Genomic DNA, 16,143 nt, shown 5'->3' with positions numbered 1-16,143 from the left:
AAATTTACAGATAGTTGCTGATTTCGAGCGTGATAGGGGGGAGGGCCTTTTCGATGGACACACGATCTTTTTCGAATTGCGAGGGTAGCTTCAGGGCCTGTCCCAGCAGATCCTGCGGTTCGTCTACCCGGAATCCGGGTCCGCTGGTGGCGATCTCAAAGAGGACGCCTCCCGGCTCCCTGAAATAGATGGAGGTGAAATAATTTCTATCGAGGACGGGCGTAGGGTTCAACTGTCGCTCCACCAGTCGTTGGCGGGCCTGGTCCTGGGCCTCGCGGGTGGGGGTGGCAAAGGCCAGGTGATGGACGGTGCCGCTGCCCGACAATCCCCTGAGTCTGTCAGGTATGCAAACGATATCCACGTAGTTTCCCGGGGTGTCCGTGGCGGCAAAGCGGAAGCGGTTGCCTCGCTCGGTGATCAGCGCGTGATCCAGCTGTTGCGTCAGCAGTCCGGCGGTACGTTCGTAACCTTCCTCTCCTATCTCGACATTGTAGAATCCTTTGATGGCATGCTGTGGGGGGATAGGTCCGTGAACGAACCCTTGTCTTTCATCCTTATCAGTGAAAACGAGCTCCAGTCCAAGCCCATCGAAATCCTCGAAATAGACGACTACTTCGCTGCCAAAGCGTTCCTGGGGTTCTTTGTAATTAACCCCAAACTTTTGCAGACGATCCGTCCAGTATTCCAGGGAGGTGGTTGGCAGGGAGAAGGTAGTAGTGTTGAGCATGCCCTTGCCATGCCGGCCTCTTACAAGTCCCTGGTAAGGAAAAAAAGTCAGGATGCTGCCGGGATGTCCTTCCTCATCTCCATAATAAAAGTGATAGACTTCCTTTGCGTCGAAATTTACCGTTTTTTTAACCAGCCGCATGCCCAATATGCCAGCATAGAAATCGATATTTTTCTGTGCATCGCTGGTCAGTGCCGTGACATGATGGACGCCGGTGATCAATTTCTCCATATTGTCGTAAATTTATAAAAAAATCAGACTATGGGTATTGCAGATAAGTTATTTAATATGAAGAATGAGAAAGCTGCCGCCAACCTGAAAGCAGGAGAGGAATTCCTGGCGGCCAATAAGAACAAGCCAGGGGTCGTAGCGTTGCCCAGCGGATTGCAATACGAGGTCATTACGGAAGGCACGGGCGGCAAGCCGCTGGCCACGAATAAGGTCACCTGCCATTACCACGGCACCCTGATCGACGGAACAGTGTTTGACAGCTCTGTCAAGCGTGGACAGCCGGCTACTTTCCCCTTGAATGCCGTGATCAAAGGCTGGACTGAGGGCCTGCAGCTGATGCCTACGGGCAGCAAATGGCGCTTTTTCATCCCCCCGCACCTCGGTTATGGTGACAGGCAGGTCAGCGCACAGATTGGCCCCAACAGCACGCTGATCTTCGAGGTCCAGCTGCTGGATGTGAAATAATGCGCCGCAGGATGCTACAGGATGCGCAAGTGAATGTTTAGGGGTAATTTCCCCTTCATGAAATTTCTTCTCTTCCTGCTTGCCATGATTGCCGGCTCCTGCAGCCTGTATGCACAATCCTCCGTTAAGTTCACCCCTGTGGGGATCGAAGCCATCCGATCGAATTTCTTGCAACCTCCCGCCGCGGCACGACCGGGTGTCTACTGGTACTTTATGGATGGCAACCGGACCAGGGCGGCGATGACGGCGGACCTGGAGTCCATGAAAAGGGCCGGCATCGGCAATGTGGTGTTCCTGGAAGTCAATGTGGGCGTCCCCCGCGGACCGGTGGATCTTCTTAGTGATGAATGGAAGGAGATGTTCAGGCATGCTGTCCGGGAGGGCGAGCGGCTGGGCATAGAGATCACTTTGGGTACAGGGCCCGGATGGGCCGGCAGCGGAGGTCCCTGGGTAAAGCCCGCGCAATCCATGCAGCATCTTGTTTTCAGCGTTACCAGGCTGCGGGCTGCGGGCGACGAGCCTCGAGCCAGGGATAAAATAATACTGCCTGTGCCTGCGCCGAAGAAACCTTATTTCGGATATGGTACCCTCACGCCTGCACTTAGGAAGGAATGGGAAGGTTTTTATGAGGATGTGGCGGTGCTGGCATTTCCCACAAAAGACACCGGCAATAAAATAAAAGACATCGATGAGAAGGCGCTGTATTACCGGCCGCCTTATACCTCTGCGGCGGGTGTAAGAGCTTTTTTTACGCCGGCGGCAGACTATCCGCAGCTGCCCGACGGCGCCGTCATTCCCAAGGACCAGGTGATCGACCTTACGGGTAAAATGTCCGCCGACGGCGCCCTGAACTGGGATGCGCCTCCGGGGAATTGGACCATCCTCCGGTGTGGAAGCCGCAACAATGGCGCCGTAACCCGCCCTGCGCCCGTGCCAGGACTGGGTTTTGAGGTGGATAAGATGGATACCGTGTCGCTGAAAGCCCACCTGGATAAATATGTGGGAGCATTGCTGGAAAGGACGGGTGAGCCGGATACCAGTCTCGCCGGAGGTTTTAAGCGACTGCATATCGACAGCTGGGAGATGGGCGCCCAGAACTGGACACAACATTTCCGGGAAGAGTTCAGGAAACGAAGAGGCTATGATCCCTTGCCTTTTTATCCCGTGTATGCGGGCAATATAGTCGGAAGCCTTGCCATCAGCGAGCGATTCCTTTGGGACCTCCGGCAGACCTGCCAGGAGCTGGTGCTGGCTTACCATGCCGGGCAGGTGAAGCAATACAGCCATCGCCATGGACTGTTGCTGTCGATAGAGCCATATGATATGAACCCGGCTGCGGACCTGGAGCTGGGCGCCATAGCGGATATACCTATGTGTGAGTTCTGGAGTAAAGGCTATGGTTTCAACTCGTCTTTCAGCTGCATCGAGGCGACCTCCATCGCCCATGTCAACGGTATATCCCTTGTGCCGGCAGAGGCATTTACCGCCGATGACCGTGAAGGCTGGAAGCAATTCCCGGGTTCGATGAAGAACCAGGGGGACTGGGCCTTTGCCACGGGGATCAACCGGCTGGTGTTCCATACATTTCAACATCAATCTTTGGATGATAAGTTCCGCCCCGGCGTGACGATGGGGCCATATGGCGTACATTGGAACAGGGCGCAGAGCTGGTGGTCGATGGCGGATGGATATCACCGGTATATTACGAGATGCCAGTATCTCTTACAGCAGGGGCGGACAGTGGCGGATATATTATACTTAACCCCTGAAGGGGCCCCGCATGTTTTCCGGGCGCCTGCTTCTGCCATGGACGGCGATGCCGTTCTGCCGGACAGGAAAGGATTCAATTTCGACGGATGCGCACCCGGCCAGCTGTACAGCGCTTCGGTGAGGGATGGGAATATTGTGTTTCCCGGCGGTGCTGTTTATCGGGTGCTGGTATTACCTGCGTCGGCTACGATGACGCCCGCATTGCTGGAAAAGATCGTTGCCCTGATCAAGGCCGGAGCAACGGTCATCGGCGCGCCGCCGGTGCATAGTCCCGGCTTGTCGGACTTTCCCCGCTGTGATCAGCGGGTGGCGGAGCTGGCAGCGGATTGGAAAGGAAAAATTGTACCAGGCGCGACGGACGGCAGCTTGTACCCGGCGTATGAAACCACCGCGAAGATCTTGCATGATATGGGGGTTGCAGAGGATTTTGCGTCTGTGGGTCCGTTGCGTTATACCCACAGGACGGGAAAGGACTGGGACATGTATTTTGTTTCCAATAAGGCGGACAGCGCTTTTAGCACGGATGTCTCTTTCCGGGTGGATGCCGGCACGCCGGAACTATGGGATGCGGTGACAGGGACGACAAGGCCGCTGGGGGAATATACGGTGAAGAATGGACATGCGGTGATACCCATGCGTTTTCAGTCGTACGAGAGCTTTTTTGTGATATTCAGGAAAGGGGCTGCCTCGGGGAAGGGGAAGAATTTTCCGGTGAACCATGCGTTGATGACGCTGCGGGGCCCGTGGTCGGTAGCCTTCGATACGGCCTGGGGAGGGCCGGCCCAGGTGAAATTCGACTCGTTGTATGACTGGACAGCCAGCAAAGTGGATGGCATCCGCTATTATTCCGGAGAAGCGCATTACAGGAAAACATTCAACCTGCCCCTCCATCAAAATGGACGAATCTACCTGGATCTCGGAAAGGTAAAAGATATGGCACGAATTAAGCTCAATGGAAAAGACCTGGGCGTGGTGTGGACGGCTCCGTGGAGAGTGGATATTACGGATGTCGCCCGCACGCGCGGGAATCAGCTGGATATTACCATCGCTAACCGCTGGCCCAACAGGCTCATCGGGGATGAGCGGTTGCCTGATGACGGCATCAAAGATGACAAGTGGCCGGAGTGGCTATTGAAGGGGCAGCCACGGACCAGCGGCAGATTCACCTTTACCACCTACAAACATTATACAAAGGACTCGCCGTTGCTGCCATCGGGGTTGTTGGGGCCGGTGCGGATACTAAGGGAAGAGTAGCGGCATCCCTTTCTCCGCTAAATCAAATCAATGATACTGAAAGCCTGTAAAACTGAGTGTTTACAGGCTTTTTTATTTGAACGTTAAACTAATTTAACCAGGAAAATATTTTGCCCTTCCCGAGGCACACTTATTCGTAATTTGACAGATTCCAAATTGCCTTGTCCGGCACTATGAACCCAATATATTTCTCTCCTGGAGAACCACTTATGGATGCCGATTAAATATTTTTGTTCTCTTTTTGAGAACTTTAACGAAAATCATTAACTTTGCTATGAAGCTGCATCTGATAAAGAAAGAAACGATTGAAAGGTATATCGTCGACAATGCCAGAAGCCGGCCGTCCTTAACTGAATTTTTAGAGAAGCTTAAATATACCAATTGGGAGAAGCCAACCGACATGAAGGACACGTTTACTGCGGTTGATCTGCTGGGGAAAAGCTCAAACCGGGTTGTTTTCAGTATTGGCGGTAACAACTATAGAATGATTTGCAAATATGCCTTTGGAGACAAGCAAGTTCATCTTTTCATTTGTTGGATTGGCACCCATGCGGAATATACAGCGATTTGTGATGAACAACTACAATATTCAATCAGTAACTACTAAAAATATTTTATGGCAGAGCTGAAATATAAAGTGATCAAGAATAAAATCCAGTACAATGACTATTGTAAAAAGCTGGAGAATCTGGTCTTCTCAGGCTCGAAAGATAGCCGGAAAAAAGACGAGATCGATTTGCTTACCGTCCTGATCGAGAAATGGGATGCCGAGCATAACACTTTTGACGAGCTTGATCCCATTCAATTGCTGCTTTCATTTATGGAGGACCAAAAGCTAAAGCCAAAAGATCTTATTGAAATATTAGGAATAAGCAAAGGATATATCTCTGAGATCCTTCATTATAAAAAAGGCTTGTCAAAAGATGTAATAAGGAAATTAGCGGGGCATTTTAAAGTAACACAAGAAGCCTTTAATAGACCGTACAAGCTAATTGCCCCCATTAATGCACATTTAAAGAATGCACGTGTAATGAATACAAAGAGGAAAGCAGCGGTTGCTTGAATTATCCGGTCATAAGCCTTCAGCGATTTTCAGGATCTTCCTCAACCCTTCCTTATTATAACTCTGTATCATATCCTTATCAAACGTACGCCGCATCCTGTCCAGCGAGGGCGCGGAGATCTGCCAGCCCAGGGGCAGCACGGGTGAATAGAATTTCCCTTTTGGATCGCTGACGCAGGTGGCCGTTATCCAGACGGAAGAATAGTCGCTGCGGACACCGGGAAATTGTGTGGAATCCGATACATATCGAAATTGAAGCGTATTGTCGGCAGCCAGCGCATTGCCATTGATGCCGCTGTTGACCATGCCTACCAGGGGACTGATGGGTTCAAAGCGATTCGACACCAGCTGACGGCTGTCCGGGTTGTAATAAGGGCTATTGGTGATAGAGACAAAATAAAAACGCACCTTTTTCATCAGCTGTGCAAACACGCTGTCCTTTTCGCCGGCGGCCCTGCGGCATGCCTGCCGGGCCAGGCTGATGAATACGTCTTCTGAAGTGGAAGCGCCGGAATTATCTTTTGCACCGCCGTCCATAAAATGATAGCCGGGACCTATTTTACCGCTGGGACTGATGAAAGGGAAGCGGGCGCTGAGGAAGGCGCCTGTCATCAGCGGAATATACATGGGCTGGTCTTTCTCTTTTTTTCGTTGGGCATTCAGCGCGGCCAGTCTTTCCCTGATGAAGATGGTGCCGGGAAAATCCCTGTGCGAAAGCTCCACGGGAGCCATGATACCCTTTAGCCCATCGTCTACATTCAAAGTATTGGAGAACAACAGGGGTACTTCGAAGTTGGCCGGATTGGCGGCGGCCGTATCCCATATCGCGTTGAAATCCCTGTCCAGGCGAATGTCAAGTGAGCTGTGCCCAAACCCTTCCCAGATACCCTCCTGTATGGCTGACCTGTCCCTCCACACCGGATAGCCCGCTACAGAAGCCCATACGTCCCTGCCGATCATATTACCCAGCACAGGAGTGAGAAAATCATGTTGATAGAATTTTTCGAAATGGTCCAGGCTGTAGGCCTCGGCAGCTGAATCAAGGTGCCGGGCCCGGTAGGCGCATTGCACGGATGCGCCGACAGTACCGCCGGAAGCGCCGCTGACGGAGAAGACATAATGCTCGAAACCCTTACGGTTTTTGCTGTTCCGTATCATCGTGCTGTCCAGGTAGGAGAACATCATATTTGTAAAGGCGGCTGCCTTGATACCACCGCCATAAGTATTGACGAGGAATATAGGATATTCGTCCGGAGCGCCCAGGATCTCGTCCTTGCGATGCAGCAGCCAGCCATGGAAATAATCGTTGAGGGAAAGCTGTGAGCTGCGAGCTGTGAGCTGTGAGCCAGGGGAGGATGGAAGAAGCCGCACCGCATGATAGTCGTTCGGAACGCTGGCAGCGACGATCACCCCGGCGGTGAGGATGAAAAGCACCAGGTTGATCCGGAGCCAGAGGCTGACCCGTATCATCAGCGTGAAGAGCATGATATAAAAAATGATGCCGGACAGGAGGACGGGCAGCGTGAGGTAATTGCAATCCAATCCCAGGATCGTCATCGGGAATACATTGAAGAGCACGAAAAGAATGGCCAGGCCGCCACTGACCAATAGGATCGGCCAGCCTATCTTCTTACACCACCAGCTTTGCTCCTTAAAGACATAGCTTCTTGTGCTCACGAAGATCCAGAAGGCCAGGCCCATCAGCAGCAGGTGCACGAAAAGCCAGAAGAGGGAGCTGGGCGCATAGCTCTGTTCATCAAGCACCAGGTACCTGATGAGGACGGGAGCTATCAGTCCAAGGAAGATCCATGTAAAGATCGTGACGACCTTAGCCACGGACCTGCTCCGGCGGATCGATATCCAGTTAAAAGCCCTGGCGGCGACATCGAACCTGATCAGTACGAAAAAAAAGCTCAATAACGCGACCAGCCAGATCATGGGTGGGAAGATATCCAGGGGGAAATGGATATTCAGCACCCGCAGCGCATTCAATATGGCTACGGAAGGAATGAGGATCGTGATCACGCCCAGGTAACGGGATACTTTTTTTTCTGACGCTTCCCGTTGCGGATCGGCAATAACGGGTTCGGTCATCGGACATACCGGTCCCGTATATTCTTTTTCAAAGAACAGTTTGGCCAGCCACCAGTTGAGAAAAGCGGCCGCCAGTACAATGCCTGTGAATAGGAATATCCCCGTGTCGGTGGAGTTGCTGTTCACCAGCAGGTCCTGCCCCTGGTCCATGGCCCAGATGGGCAGAGAGAATGCCAGGACGCTGATGATGATCACCCTATACCGGAAGAGCTGCAGCGTCTTGGTACGGATGTAGGCTGACAGCCATTGCAGACCTCCATCCTTCATGATAAGGGTATAGGGCAGGTACGCCAGTAGCAGGAAACCCAGGATGCTGAATTTTGCCCGGGCCATGGCGTGGGTAAGGGTTGCTGTAAATGCGCCGGCTTCCGAGGTCTTGTCGATGCCATCGCCTATGAAACGCAGCATGCCGGCATTCTCTATCACGTCACAAAGACCCGCGATGATGACCAGGGCCACCAGGATATTGCTCTCGGGACGGCCCGCTTTATTTATACGTGTCTGGAGTCCTGCGATGATGATGACGCCAAGCGCCGTGTAGAGCAATATGAACAGGAAGTCCATACGTACATTGGTACGGGCCCTGTGGAGTCTGTTGATAGAGGGAGGCGTTTTTTGGCAGGGGTCTGCCGCCGTTCGGTCCAGCGTATCCTGTTTCCAGGACTGAACGATAGCGCTGTCGACAGTGCGGCTGCGCCCCAGTTCCAGCGATACGATGCCTTTTGGCGCCAGGTCATTCTCCAGGTAGGTCTGGTCTTTCAGCTGCAGGAAGGCAACGATGAAGGTCGCCGCCAAAACAGGCCAGAAGAGGACTGAAAAATGACGGTGTATAAAGTAGTAATAACTACTGTTAATTTTAAAGGGCATAGGTCGAGGTTATGCCCTGAAGATACATTATTTTATTTGGTAACTTTTACATCGAAAACATCCTTGATACAATTGAAATTATCTTTCACCGTATAGGTCGTCGCCGATCTGGGGCTGACGGTGATGCTCCTGGTGGTGGCTTTACCCGTGCTCCAGCGGTAGTCTCCGATGAATGAGGCGGTGAGTGTGATGCTGTCGCCTTTCCTGACAGTGAGGGTCTGCCGGCGGTCTGTGTGCTTCATCATGGTAAAATGATCACGGATCTCTCCGTCGGCACAGATCCATTTCCAGTCAAGACGGGCGCCTTGTATCTCCAGCATGCCGGCGCCCCCGTGGGTAGCGTCGGAATAAGGCAGCGCGTCATGGGGGAACGAAGCTTGTTTTCCGCCCAGCTGTCCGGCAGACCCGCTGACGAGATATACCGTTCCCGCACCTTCTTCTTCTTTGATGTAAGGGCAGGAATTGGGGCTGTTGTCATAGCGGCCAGAGGAAGCGCTGACGAGGTGTGTGGTGGCGTCGAAGGTGGCTTCCATCCCGTAATGCCCTTTCATCAGCCTGGATCTTTCATAATCGTGACTGTGCCCGCAGAGGACCAGGTCGACGCCATACCGTTCCAGTATGCGAATGAAATTTTCACGGATATGCACCAATTCCTGTTCCTTGTCGGAATTATGCGATCCCATCGTATAGGGAGGATGGTGCCAGTAAGCGATGATCCATCCTTTGTTATGATTGGCGTCCAGGTCTTTTTTTATCCATTGCACCTGGGGACCTGCCGTGTCGTATATACGATATTGATCTTCTTCGATGCCATAGGCGTCCAGGGAGAGAAAATGGATATTTCCCAGGTCGAATGAATAGAAGGCGGGATTATGCGAAGCAATGCCGCCGGCCTCTCCATCCACCGGCATGGAAAAATTCTGGAAGTAAGCCACCTGGTGCGTCTTCTGCACCTTTTCCTCCGCGGAATCGCCATCATAGTAATCATGGTTGCCGGGAGAGGGGAACAGGGGATATTTGGGAAGCAGGTTATCTTTATAGATATTGAAAAAATTGGATTGAAATTCGGCGTCCCTGCCGCTGCTGTAGGAGTTGTCGCCCAGCAGGATCCAGGAGTCCATATAATGATCGCCCAGGTAATGGACGAGCTGGTCTCTCACATTACGCTGATTGATGGAGTTGTTGCCGCAGTCGCCTACGACGCCGATGCGGTAGAACCCTTCTGTGCCCGGAAGGGGCAGGGTTGAGAAATAGTTGTCCTGCCCTGCCTGCAGGGTATCCCTGTACGAGCCAATGGAATAAAAGTATCTGGTGCCCGGCTGCAGGCCGTCCAGCTTTATTTTATGTTCCGATACGAGGACGGTGTCCTGGGCTGTCCGGTCCAGTTGCCCCTGGCTGGTGCCATAACGGACGATGCCTCTTACCAGGGCGTCGGTCCTCCATCGGATGACGATGCTGTTGGGGGTTGCCACCTGCAGGTAAGGGCCTCGCAGGAGGTTGGCGCGGGGCTTGACAGGACGTTGGGCCGTGAGGGAGGTGCAGGCGACAAGCAACAGGCAGCAAGCTACAAGCTGTGAGCGGTGAGCTGCGAGCCGTGAACGAATGGAAGAGAAGAATTTTTGCATGGTCTGCGAAAATAGGTACATCATATTAATCAAAAGTTAAGGATTGTCCGTCAGCGCATGCAAAAATTGAATGATATCCTGCATCTCTTTTTTGGTAAGTCCCAGGGCATGGGATGACAGGGTTTGCGAGGGCATGCGCAATCCCAGTCCCTGGCCGCCGCCCTTGTTATAGAATTCCAGCACTTTTTCCAGGCTGCGGAACGCGCCATTGTGCATGTAGGGCGCCGTGACGGCCGTATTCCTTACAGTAGGCGTTTTAAAGGCGCCTTTGAAGAACGGTAAGGGGTAGACGTTATACCGTCCCGGATCCTTACTGAGCTGCGGTTTGTCCAGCCGGTCGGTACGGGTCGTTCCCAGCACCTCGAATTCCGTCACGGCGTAATCGGGTGGGATCAGCCCGTTGAAAAGGGGCATAAAATGGCAGGTGGCGCATTGCGCCTTCCCCATGAAGAGATTGGCGCCCTTCACCTGGCTTGCGGTGAGCAGGCTGTCGGGACCTCCTTCTATAAATATATCGAAAGGGGAATGCTGTGGATGGAGGGTCCGGATGTAGGCGCCAATAGCCTTGGCGACGGTAGAGATGTCGGATCGTGTGGAATGCATCTCTTTGGGATCCTGCAGCACAGTGGCGATCTGCTCTTCCAGGGTGGCGGCCCGGCCATCCCAGAATTGTCTGTGTTGATAGCCGCTGTATAACAGGGACGGAGCATTCCTGTCCAACCGGCTATGGCCGTCGAAAGCAAGCGGCGTGGTCAGCCCGTCCGTGAATTTCTTTTCGGGGGCATGGCAGGTGGCACAGCTGCGCTGGCCATTGCCGGAAAGGGACTTGTCGTAAAAGAGCCGGCTGCCTTCAGCAGCCAGCGCCGTGTCGGAATTACCCGGCAGCAGCGCATCGGGACTAAAGAGGTCCGTGTAATTCGTCGCTTCACCCGTATGGACCTGCAGGTCTTTTTGTTGTATGAGCCGGTGAAGCTGACGTTGCAGGGGAAGCGCATAGTATTTTAGGAACTTCAACCTGTCGAAAGTATCAAAGTTCTCATGCGCCTTGCAGTAAGCGATGGAGCTGTCGAGGCAGGATTGGAGGGAGTCCGACGGACCGTATGGTTCCAGCTGATGACGTAGGGATTGCAACGACCCGGCGGCCTCAGCGATGCCTGTTTTTAAATAAGGCGCGTCGTATCCTGTGATATCCAGGGTGATGATGCGGATCAGCTCTATCCGCAAACTTTCCAGGATTTGCGGGTCGCCGGCCCGGAAATCATACAACAGAGCCGGGAGGTCGGATGCAGAGCTGGCGACGGCGGAAGATTGTTCCAGCAGCTGCCGACGCCTGTCCGGGGTATTTGTTTCGTACAGCAGGGTTTCGATCACCTGCAAACCCAGGGGCGATTGGTATTCCATGCCAGGTTCCTCCGCCTCGAATTTGGGCGCCCTGTTATAAATGCGGGAAGAGGTGGGGAAGAAGTATTCCAGGAAGGATTCGATCCTTTTCCAGGAAGCCCGGCAGTCGATGAGCTTGCGCCGGACTGCCGCTACCGAACGGCTGTCGCGGATATCCATAGACTGGATGGCCGATCGCAGATCGGTGCAACGACGGGCAAATACAGGAGCCTCCGCCCTGAAGTATTCGACGGCGGTGGTTACGCCAGGGGAAGGGGTAGGTGAGGGGGGCCGGGTCAGTCCGGTGACCAACAGACTGATGAGAAAGAGTATGATTAAGACCGGCCTCATGGAGGAAAGATAAATAATTTCCTGACACCCACCGGTCCCCTGCCTGCCTCTTATTTGCCTAAAGCCTTGTTGATGGGGGCCCTGTCGATATATTGCACTGACACATCGATTTTATCATTGCTGTTGTAATGCTGATCCGTATGAACCCAGAATGTCAGCTTTTTCCCATTCTTGTATTTTACGTCTACCATATACCATCCCAATAGCCAGATGCCGGGAATATCGGGACCTTGTTGGGGTTTGTTGACTTTGATCGGCAGCCAGATGTCTTTGGAGAAGGATATGGTGTCAATGACCTTTGTACGACGTTCCGTCCAATATTTTCCTATCGCTTCTTTGCCGACCAGGCTATCTCCGGACGACCAGTTGAAGACGGCATTGTCGGCAAAAGCGTCCAGCCATCCTTTCATATCCCCGGACGACAACATGGCCAATCCTTTCCTGCCCATCTCTGCATAACGGGCATCGGCAAACTCGGATTGCTGGGGAGCCATTGTTTTGGAGGTCGGCGTGGTGTCTTTTCTGTCAGTGGTAGCAGGTTCGGAGGGTTTGCTGTTGCAGGACGTCAGCAGACAATACCCCACAGCGAAAAATAGGAGCTTTTTCATGATGGCGGCATTTAAATGATGAATAAATAAAAGAGAAAGGTCGGAAATAGGCCTAAGGCAGGGCAGATTGGCGAGCTATTGGAATAATGAAAATATGTAATATATTCTTATCCTGCAAATTTTTTAACCCTCTTACAGCAATGTGTCATTTTACTTCGAAGCTCAATACCCTGCTGCCTGCCGACCCATCCGCCGCCAGGCCCTCCACTACTACCACGTACTTCCCCGGAAGATCCGAAGCATAAAAATCCAGCTTCCCCTTGCCGGAGGCATCCATTGGAAGAGCCGGAGACCAGTACAGGACATTTCTGGCATCTGGCAGATGGCTCTCCGGCGCCTGTCCTTCTGCATAGGAGGGCGAGTAAAATTCCCTTTCCAGCTGCAATCCTTCATAGTCCACTACGGTGGCATGCGGGTCAAGCGTATATCCCCCCAGGTCTCCCTTGTAAGTGATCCAGTTCATCACCCCATCAAAGAACGTCCCTCCCATAAAATATCTTCTCTGCACCGTTTCCAGTTTTCTCATCCTGAGCGGATCCAAAGCCAGCAGCTTGTCGATGTCAAAGACGGGGACACCATCCACCAGGATGAGCGGATCGCCATCGAAAAAACGGTTATTAGGCAGGTCGAACAATGGCAGATGGAAATGATCATTTCTCCTTCTTACCAACATCAGTGTGACATACTCGCGCATCACCTCTTCCATGGTGGTAAACCGGGTGTAGTCATCGAGCAGGTAGGTATGATCGGGATTGAAAAAGAAAGTAGTGGTGTCAACGGTAGGAAAGTGTAATTGCTTAAGCCTCCCACCGTAGTATTTATTCACCACCTGTGAGGCAACGCTGTTGTCGGTGAGCGCCATAGCATTGCCGGGGGATAGTGTAAATGGAAGTAGTGGGGCATCGGTATATTTTTCCATGAAAGGGTTGTCGATGTCGATCCTGCTCATGCTGTCCTCGGCGGAGTTGGTCTGTACGATGATTTCCTCACCGCCATAGAAGTCTTTCATCTCGAATTTCACCTGCCCTTCTTTGGTGGAATAAGCGGAGGTAAACTGCGTTCTTGTTCCTGGCACGGATAGATATGCCTGCACGGCTTCTACCTTCGCGCCAGTCCGTGTGTCTACTACAGCGCCCGAGATGATGGCGCCATTGTATTCCGGAGGGAACTTAAAGTCCGGCACGGCATGATGCACCACTTCGTCCCAGCGGAACCTCCTCCAGCCATGTGATAGCATGAGATTGTCTGCTGCCTGCTTGTCTTCGGGGTGGCGGAAATAATAATCCGGGGATTCTATCCTGCCCTTCAGGTCGGAGGTCAGGTAAAGGTAGGCTGCGATATCGGCTTGCGGGGCTGCCTGCAGGGAGTCCAGGCGAAACACGGATAGGGAGCCATCGGCCGGGAGGAGCTTTTTGTCTTCCCCTGTCGTGCTTACCTGCACGCTTATCTTTTGGCGTGTGGCATAGGTATCCTTATCTGTGCTGACGTCGATGTGGAGAAGATGGGAAGGAGCCTTGAATATCAGCCTTTCACACATGGGCTCTCTGGCAGTGTTGAATAGAGTCAGATGAGAGATGCCATCGCCCAGGATGCTTCTGTCGAGGAGAAAACCAGCCTTTCCTTCTTTTAAGGTGGCAGCTTCAGCCGCTTTAACGGACTGCCGGGTATGCGCGATGAGATAAATGTCAGAACTGGCGGCAGTAGACTGGACATTGACACGGATGTGGTCATTGCCTTCGTCCGATACGGTCATCACCATGCCTTCTTTAGCGGCGGATGGTAGTAGGTTGCTGACAGCAGTGCCGTCGGGCAGCCGGATCGTGGAGCGATAACGATGCCCCGGGCGGGGTGTAAGCATGAAACTGCCTATGCCGAATTTCAGGGGAAGAAAACGGGCAACGGTGTCCTGGTCATCCTCCGTTACTACTCCCGGGCATTCGATGCCTCTCCCGTATTGGTCCGAGATCCTGAAGGCGACTTTACTGCTGATGTTCTCTACCAGGTGGCCCCCTTCCGGGAAAAAGACGACCTCGTATTTCAGGGGTATTGGGGCGGCGGGTATTTCGGCGGACTTCCGGGCATTGACAACGGTGATCGTCTTTTCGAAGAACCAATCCTCTCCAAAATTTTTCATCCAGCTGGTGTAGCCGCGAAGCTTATAATTTCCTGAACGGAGCGTGAAAGGCAGGAAGAGCGAGCCGTTCCCATGGCCTTTGTGTAATCCGATCTTTGTCTGCAGGACAGGTTTGTTGTTCCTGTCCAGCCATTCCAGGTAGGCTACTTTGCTCAGGTCGAGGGGGTGGTGACCTGAGGCATCCACGACATACAGTTTGAACCAGCATATTTCCCCCGCCATATAGAACTCCTTGTCGGTGTGGATGTATAGCTTTTCCTCCAGGCGCTGGGCCGTATACTGATCCAGGTCCTTTTTAAAGGACGCCGGTGCTGTTTCCTGGGCGGGCACTGACATCGTCCAGGAGGCCAGCAACAGAAATAAGGCGGTATGTCTCTTCATCCTTGAAAGTGTTATTGGTGTTTGTTGCTTCAATATGGCCAGAATGAAGGCCTGGTCGTCGTTCCTCCCTGGGCACGGCAATCCACGCAGCTGGCGAAGTTACCGTTCCATCCGTCGGGACCCGCAGGTCCCGTATGCATGCTCACCGGGACATAGCCAGCGCCCGATGAAAAGAATGCCTTTAGTATAGCCGGATCCAGCGGCACGACGGTATCCTTCTCCTGGCAGCTAAAGTAATGGTGCCAGGAGGGCACCTGGGTCCTGTCGATAAAGATCCTTTGCTGTTGCACAGTGCCTGCCGAGACAAAGCCGATCACCTGTTCGGTGGGGTCGCTCAATGCGTGAATATTGCCTTTGAGCTCCGAGGGCTGGGCATCGAAGATGGATCCCAGCGATTCGCTGTTACGCTGCATGCGGGTCAGGTAATTATAGCCATCTTCCGTCAATGCATATTGGCGGACCAGTATGCTGTATTTTACACTCAGCTGGTCGGCATCTGTTGGAATATGATTGATCAGGTGGAGAGAAATGACGTCCTGCTCCAGTTTGGCCGAGCTGCCGAGGAGGAGGGCCGTCGAGGCTCCATTCCTCCAGCAATTGTAGATCTGCTCTGAATCGGGCCGGTTCACCACCTGAGGCGGCGGCTCCCGGTAGACGCCCGCGGAATACTCCGCGGAAGTGTATTGCCAGGTCTCGTCAAACTGCCATTGATAGTACCTGGTGGCATTGGATGGGTCATGGGCATTGACATAGATATCCACGCCGTCCCTGTGGAGGGCCCAGGTGATGCTGTCTATAGGGGGAGTTGGCTTGTATGCGACGTAGTCGGAAAGATAATCCTTGTTGCCGGCGGTATGGATCCGAAGCCGGTATTTCGCCGCGGGATTCACCGGTAAGGCGGCTGCCGTATAGACGCCACTGCCTTGCTCCATCAGCGGGTAGGTGGAATTGTCATCGCCCTCCACCTGCAGCTGCGCTTTCCCCTCCAATGTCAGCCCTCCATTGCTGGACAATGGGATGGTACGGCTCAATGTAAACCGGGTCGGCCCATTGCCGGAGATATATCCTTCCACGACCAGGTAGCCAGTGGTGGGCGCGATGTAGGGGCCATTATATTTGTCCTTACAATATGACAGCAGCGTTACAAGGACGAGTAAGGGTGCTGTTATTCTCAATGACTTTGTCATACGACT

The 16,143-nt window shown here is 53.0% G+C and carries 11 protein-coding genes; 4 read left to right on the top strand and 7 right to left on the bottom strand.

Annotation, left to right across the window (positions count from 1 at the left end; translation table 11 throughout):
* Positions 1 to 4 precede the first annotated feature (4 nt).
* A complete protein-coding gene (locus Q4E93_RS09160) occupies positions 5 to 958 on the bottom strand; it encodes a VOC family protein (RefSeq protein WP_303584496.1) in 954 nt (317 codons plus the stop codon).
* Positions 959 to 988: 30 nt separating this feature from the next.
* Here Q4E93_RS09160 and bamJ point away from each other — a divergent pair, with 30 nt between their 5' ends.
* The 4 genes from bamJ (at position 989) to Q4E93_RS09140 (ending at position 5,510) form a co-directional block, all read left to right on the top strand.
* Positions 989 to 1,423 (top strand): BamJ family beta-barrel-assembly machinery protein, encoded by a 435-nt coding sequence (bamJ, locus tag Q4E93_RS09155; RefSeq protein WP_368501862.1) that lies wholly within the window; start codon positions 989 to 991, stop codon positions 1,421 to 1,423.
* Between the two features lie 57 nt (positions 1,424 to 1,480).
* Positions 1,481 to 4,447 (top strand): glycosyl hydrolase, encoded by a 2,967-nt coding sequence (locus Q4E93_RS09150; protein WP_303584494.1) that lies wholly within the window; start codon positions 1,481 to 1,483, stop codon positions 4,445 to 4,447.
* A gap of 274 nt (positions 4,448 to 4,721) precedes the next feature.
* Positions 4,722 to 5,054, top strand: coding sequence for a type II toxin-antitoxin system HigB family toxin (locus Q4E93_RS09145; RefSeq protein ID WP_303584492.1), 333 nt, complete (start codon positions 4,722 to 4,724; stop codon positions 5,052 to 5,054).
* A 9-nt stretch (positions 5,055 to 5,063) separates the two neighbouring features.
* Entirely contained in the window at positions 5,064 to 5,510 is a 447-nt protein-coding gene (locus Q4E93_RS09140) for a helix-turn-helix domain-containing protein (RefSeq protein WP_303584491.1), read from the top strand.
* Positions 5,511 to 5,519: 9 nt separating this feature from the next.
* Here the strand turns inward: Q4E93_RS09140 and Q4E93_RS09135 are convergent, their stop codons facing one another.
* The 6 genes from Q4E93_RS09135 to Q4E93_RS09110 form a co-directional block, all read right to left on the bottom strand.
* Entirely contained in the window at positions 5,520 to 8,471 is a 2,952-nt protein-coding gene (locus Q4E93_RS09135; RefSeq protein WP_303584489.1) for a hypothetical protein, read from the bottom strand.
* A gap of 32 nt (positions 8,472 to 8,503) precedes the next feature.
* A complete protein-coding gene (locus tag Q4E93_RS09130; RefSeq protein WP_303584487.1) occupies positions 8,504 to 10,120 on the bottom strand; it encodes a purple acid phosphatase family protein in 1,617 nt (538 codons plus the stop codon).
* A gap of 12 nt (positions 10,121 to 10,132) precedes the next feature.
* Positions 10,133 to 11,827, bottom strand: coding sequence for a cytochrome-c peroxidase (locus Q4E93_RS09125; protein ID WP_303584486.1), 1,695 nt, complete (start codon positions 11,825 to 11,827; stop codon positions 10,133 to 10,135).
* Positions 11,828 to 11,877: 50 nt separating this feature from the next.
* Positions 11,878 to 12,435 (bottom strand): nuclear transport factor 2-like protein, encoded by a 558-nt coding sequence (locus Q4E93_RS09120; protein WP_303584484.1) that lies wholly within the window; start codon positions 12,433 to 12,435, stop codon positions 11,878 to 11,880.
* A gap of 145 nt (positions 12,436 to 12,580) precedes the next feature.
* Positions 12,581 to 14,950: a hypothetical protein gene (locus Q4E93_RS09115; RefSeq protein WP_303584482.1), complete on the bottom strand. Its 2,370-nt coding sequence runs from the start codon at positions 14,948 to 14,950 to the stop codon at positions 12,581 to 12,583.
* Positions 14,951 to 14,979: 29 nt separating this feature from the next.
* Positions 14,980 to 16,137, bottom strand: a complete 1,158-nt coding sequence (locus tag Q4E93_RS09110; protein WP_303584480.1) for a DUF4249 domain-containing protein — start codon at positions 16,135 to 16,137, stop codon at positions 14,980 to 14,982.
* Positions 16,138 to 16,143 lie beyond the last annotated feature (6 nt).

This window comes from Flavitalea plasmicola, assembly GCF_030546645.1.
GTDB lineage: Bacteria > Bacteroidota > Bacteroidia > Chitinophagales > Chitinophagaceae > Puia.
Note: the sequence above shows the minus strand (reverse complement) of the source record. Positions and strands in the feature narration are given on the sequence as shown.

Coding starts and splice junctions, on each gene's coding strand:
- Q4E93_RS09120 (WP_303584484.1), bottom strand. CDS start 12,435: ATGAAAAAGCTCCTATTTTTCGCTGTGGGGTATTGTCTGCTGACGTCC.
- Q4E93_RS09110 (WP_303584480.1), bottom strand. CDS start 16,137: ATGACAAAGTCATTGAGAATAACAGCACCCTTACTCGTCCTTGTAACG.
- bamJ (WP_368501862.1), top strand. CDS start 989: ATGGGTATTGCAGATAAGTTATTTAATATGAAGAATGAGAAAGCTGCC.
- Q4E93_RS09125 (WP_303584486.1), bottom strand. CDS start 11,827: ATGAGGCCGGTCTTAATCATACTCTTTCTCATCAGTCTGTTGGTCACC.
- Q4E93_RS09115 (WP_303584482.1), bottom strand. CDS start 14,950: ATGAAGAGACATACCGCCTTATTTCTGTTGCTGGCCTCCTGGACGATG.
- Q4E93_RS09160 (WP_303584496.1), bottom strand. CDS start 958: ATGGAGAAATTGATCACCGGCGTCCATCATGTCACGGCACTGACCAGC.
- Q4E93_RS09140 (WP_303584491.1), top strand. CDS start 5,064: ATGGCAGAGCTGAAATATAAAGTGATCAAGAATAAAATCCAGTACAAT.
- Q4E93_RS09145 (WP_303584492.1), top strand. CDS start 4,722: ATGAAGCTGCATCTGATAAAGAAAGAAACGATTGAAAGGTATATCGTC.
- Q4E93_RS09135 (WP_303584489.1), bottom strand. CDS start 8,471: ATGCCCTTTAAAATTAACAGTAGTTATTACTACTTTATACACCGTCAT.
- Q4E93_RS09150 (WP_303584494.1), top strand. CDS start 1,481: ATGAAATTTCTTCTCTTCCTGCTTGCCATGATTGCCGGCTCCTGCAGC.
- Q4E93_RS09130 (WP_303584487.1), bottom strand. CDS start 10,120: ATGATGTACCTATTTTCGCAGACCATGCAAAAATTCTTCTCTTCCATT.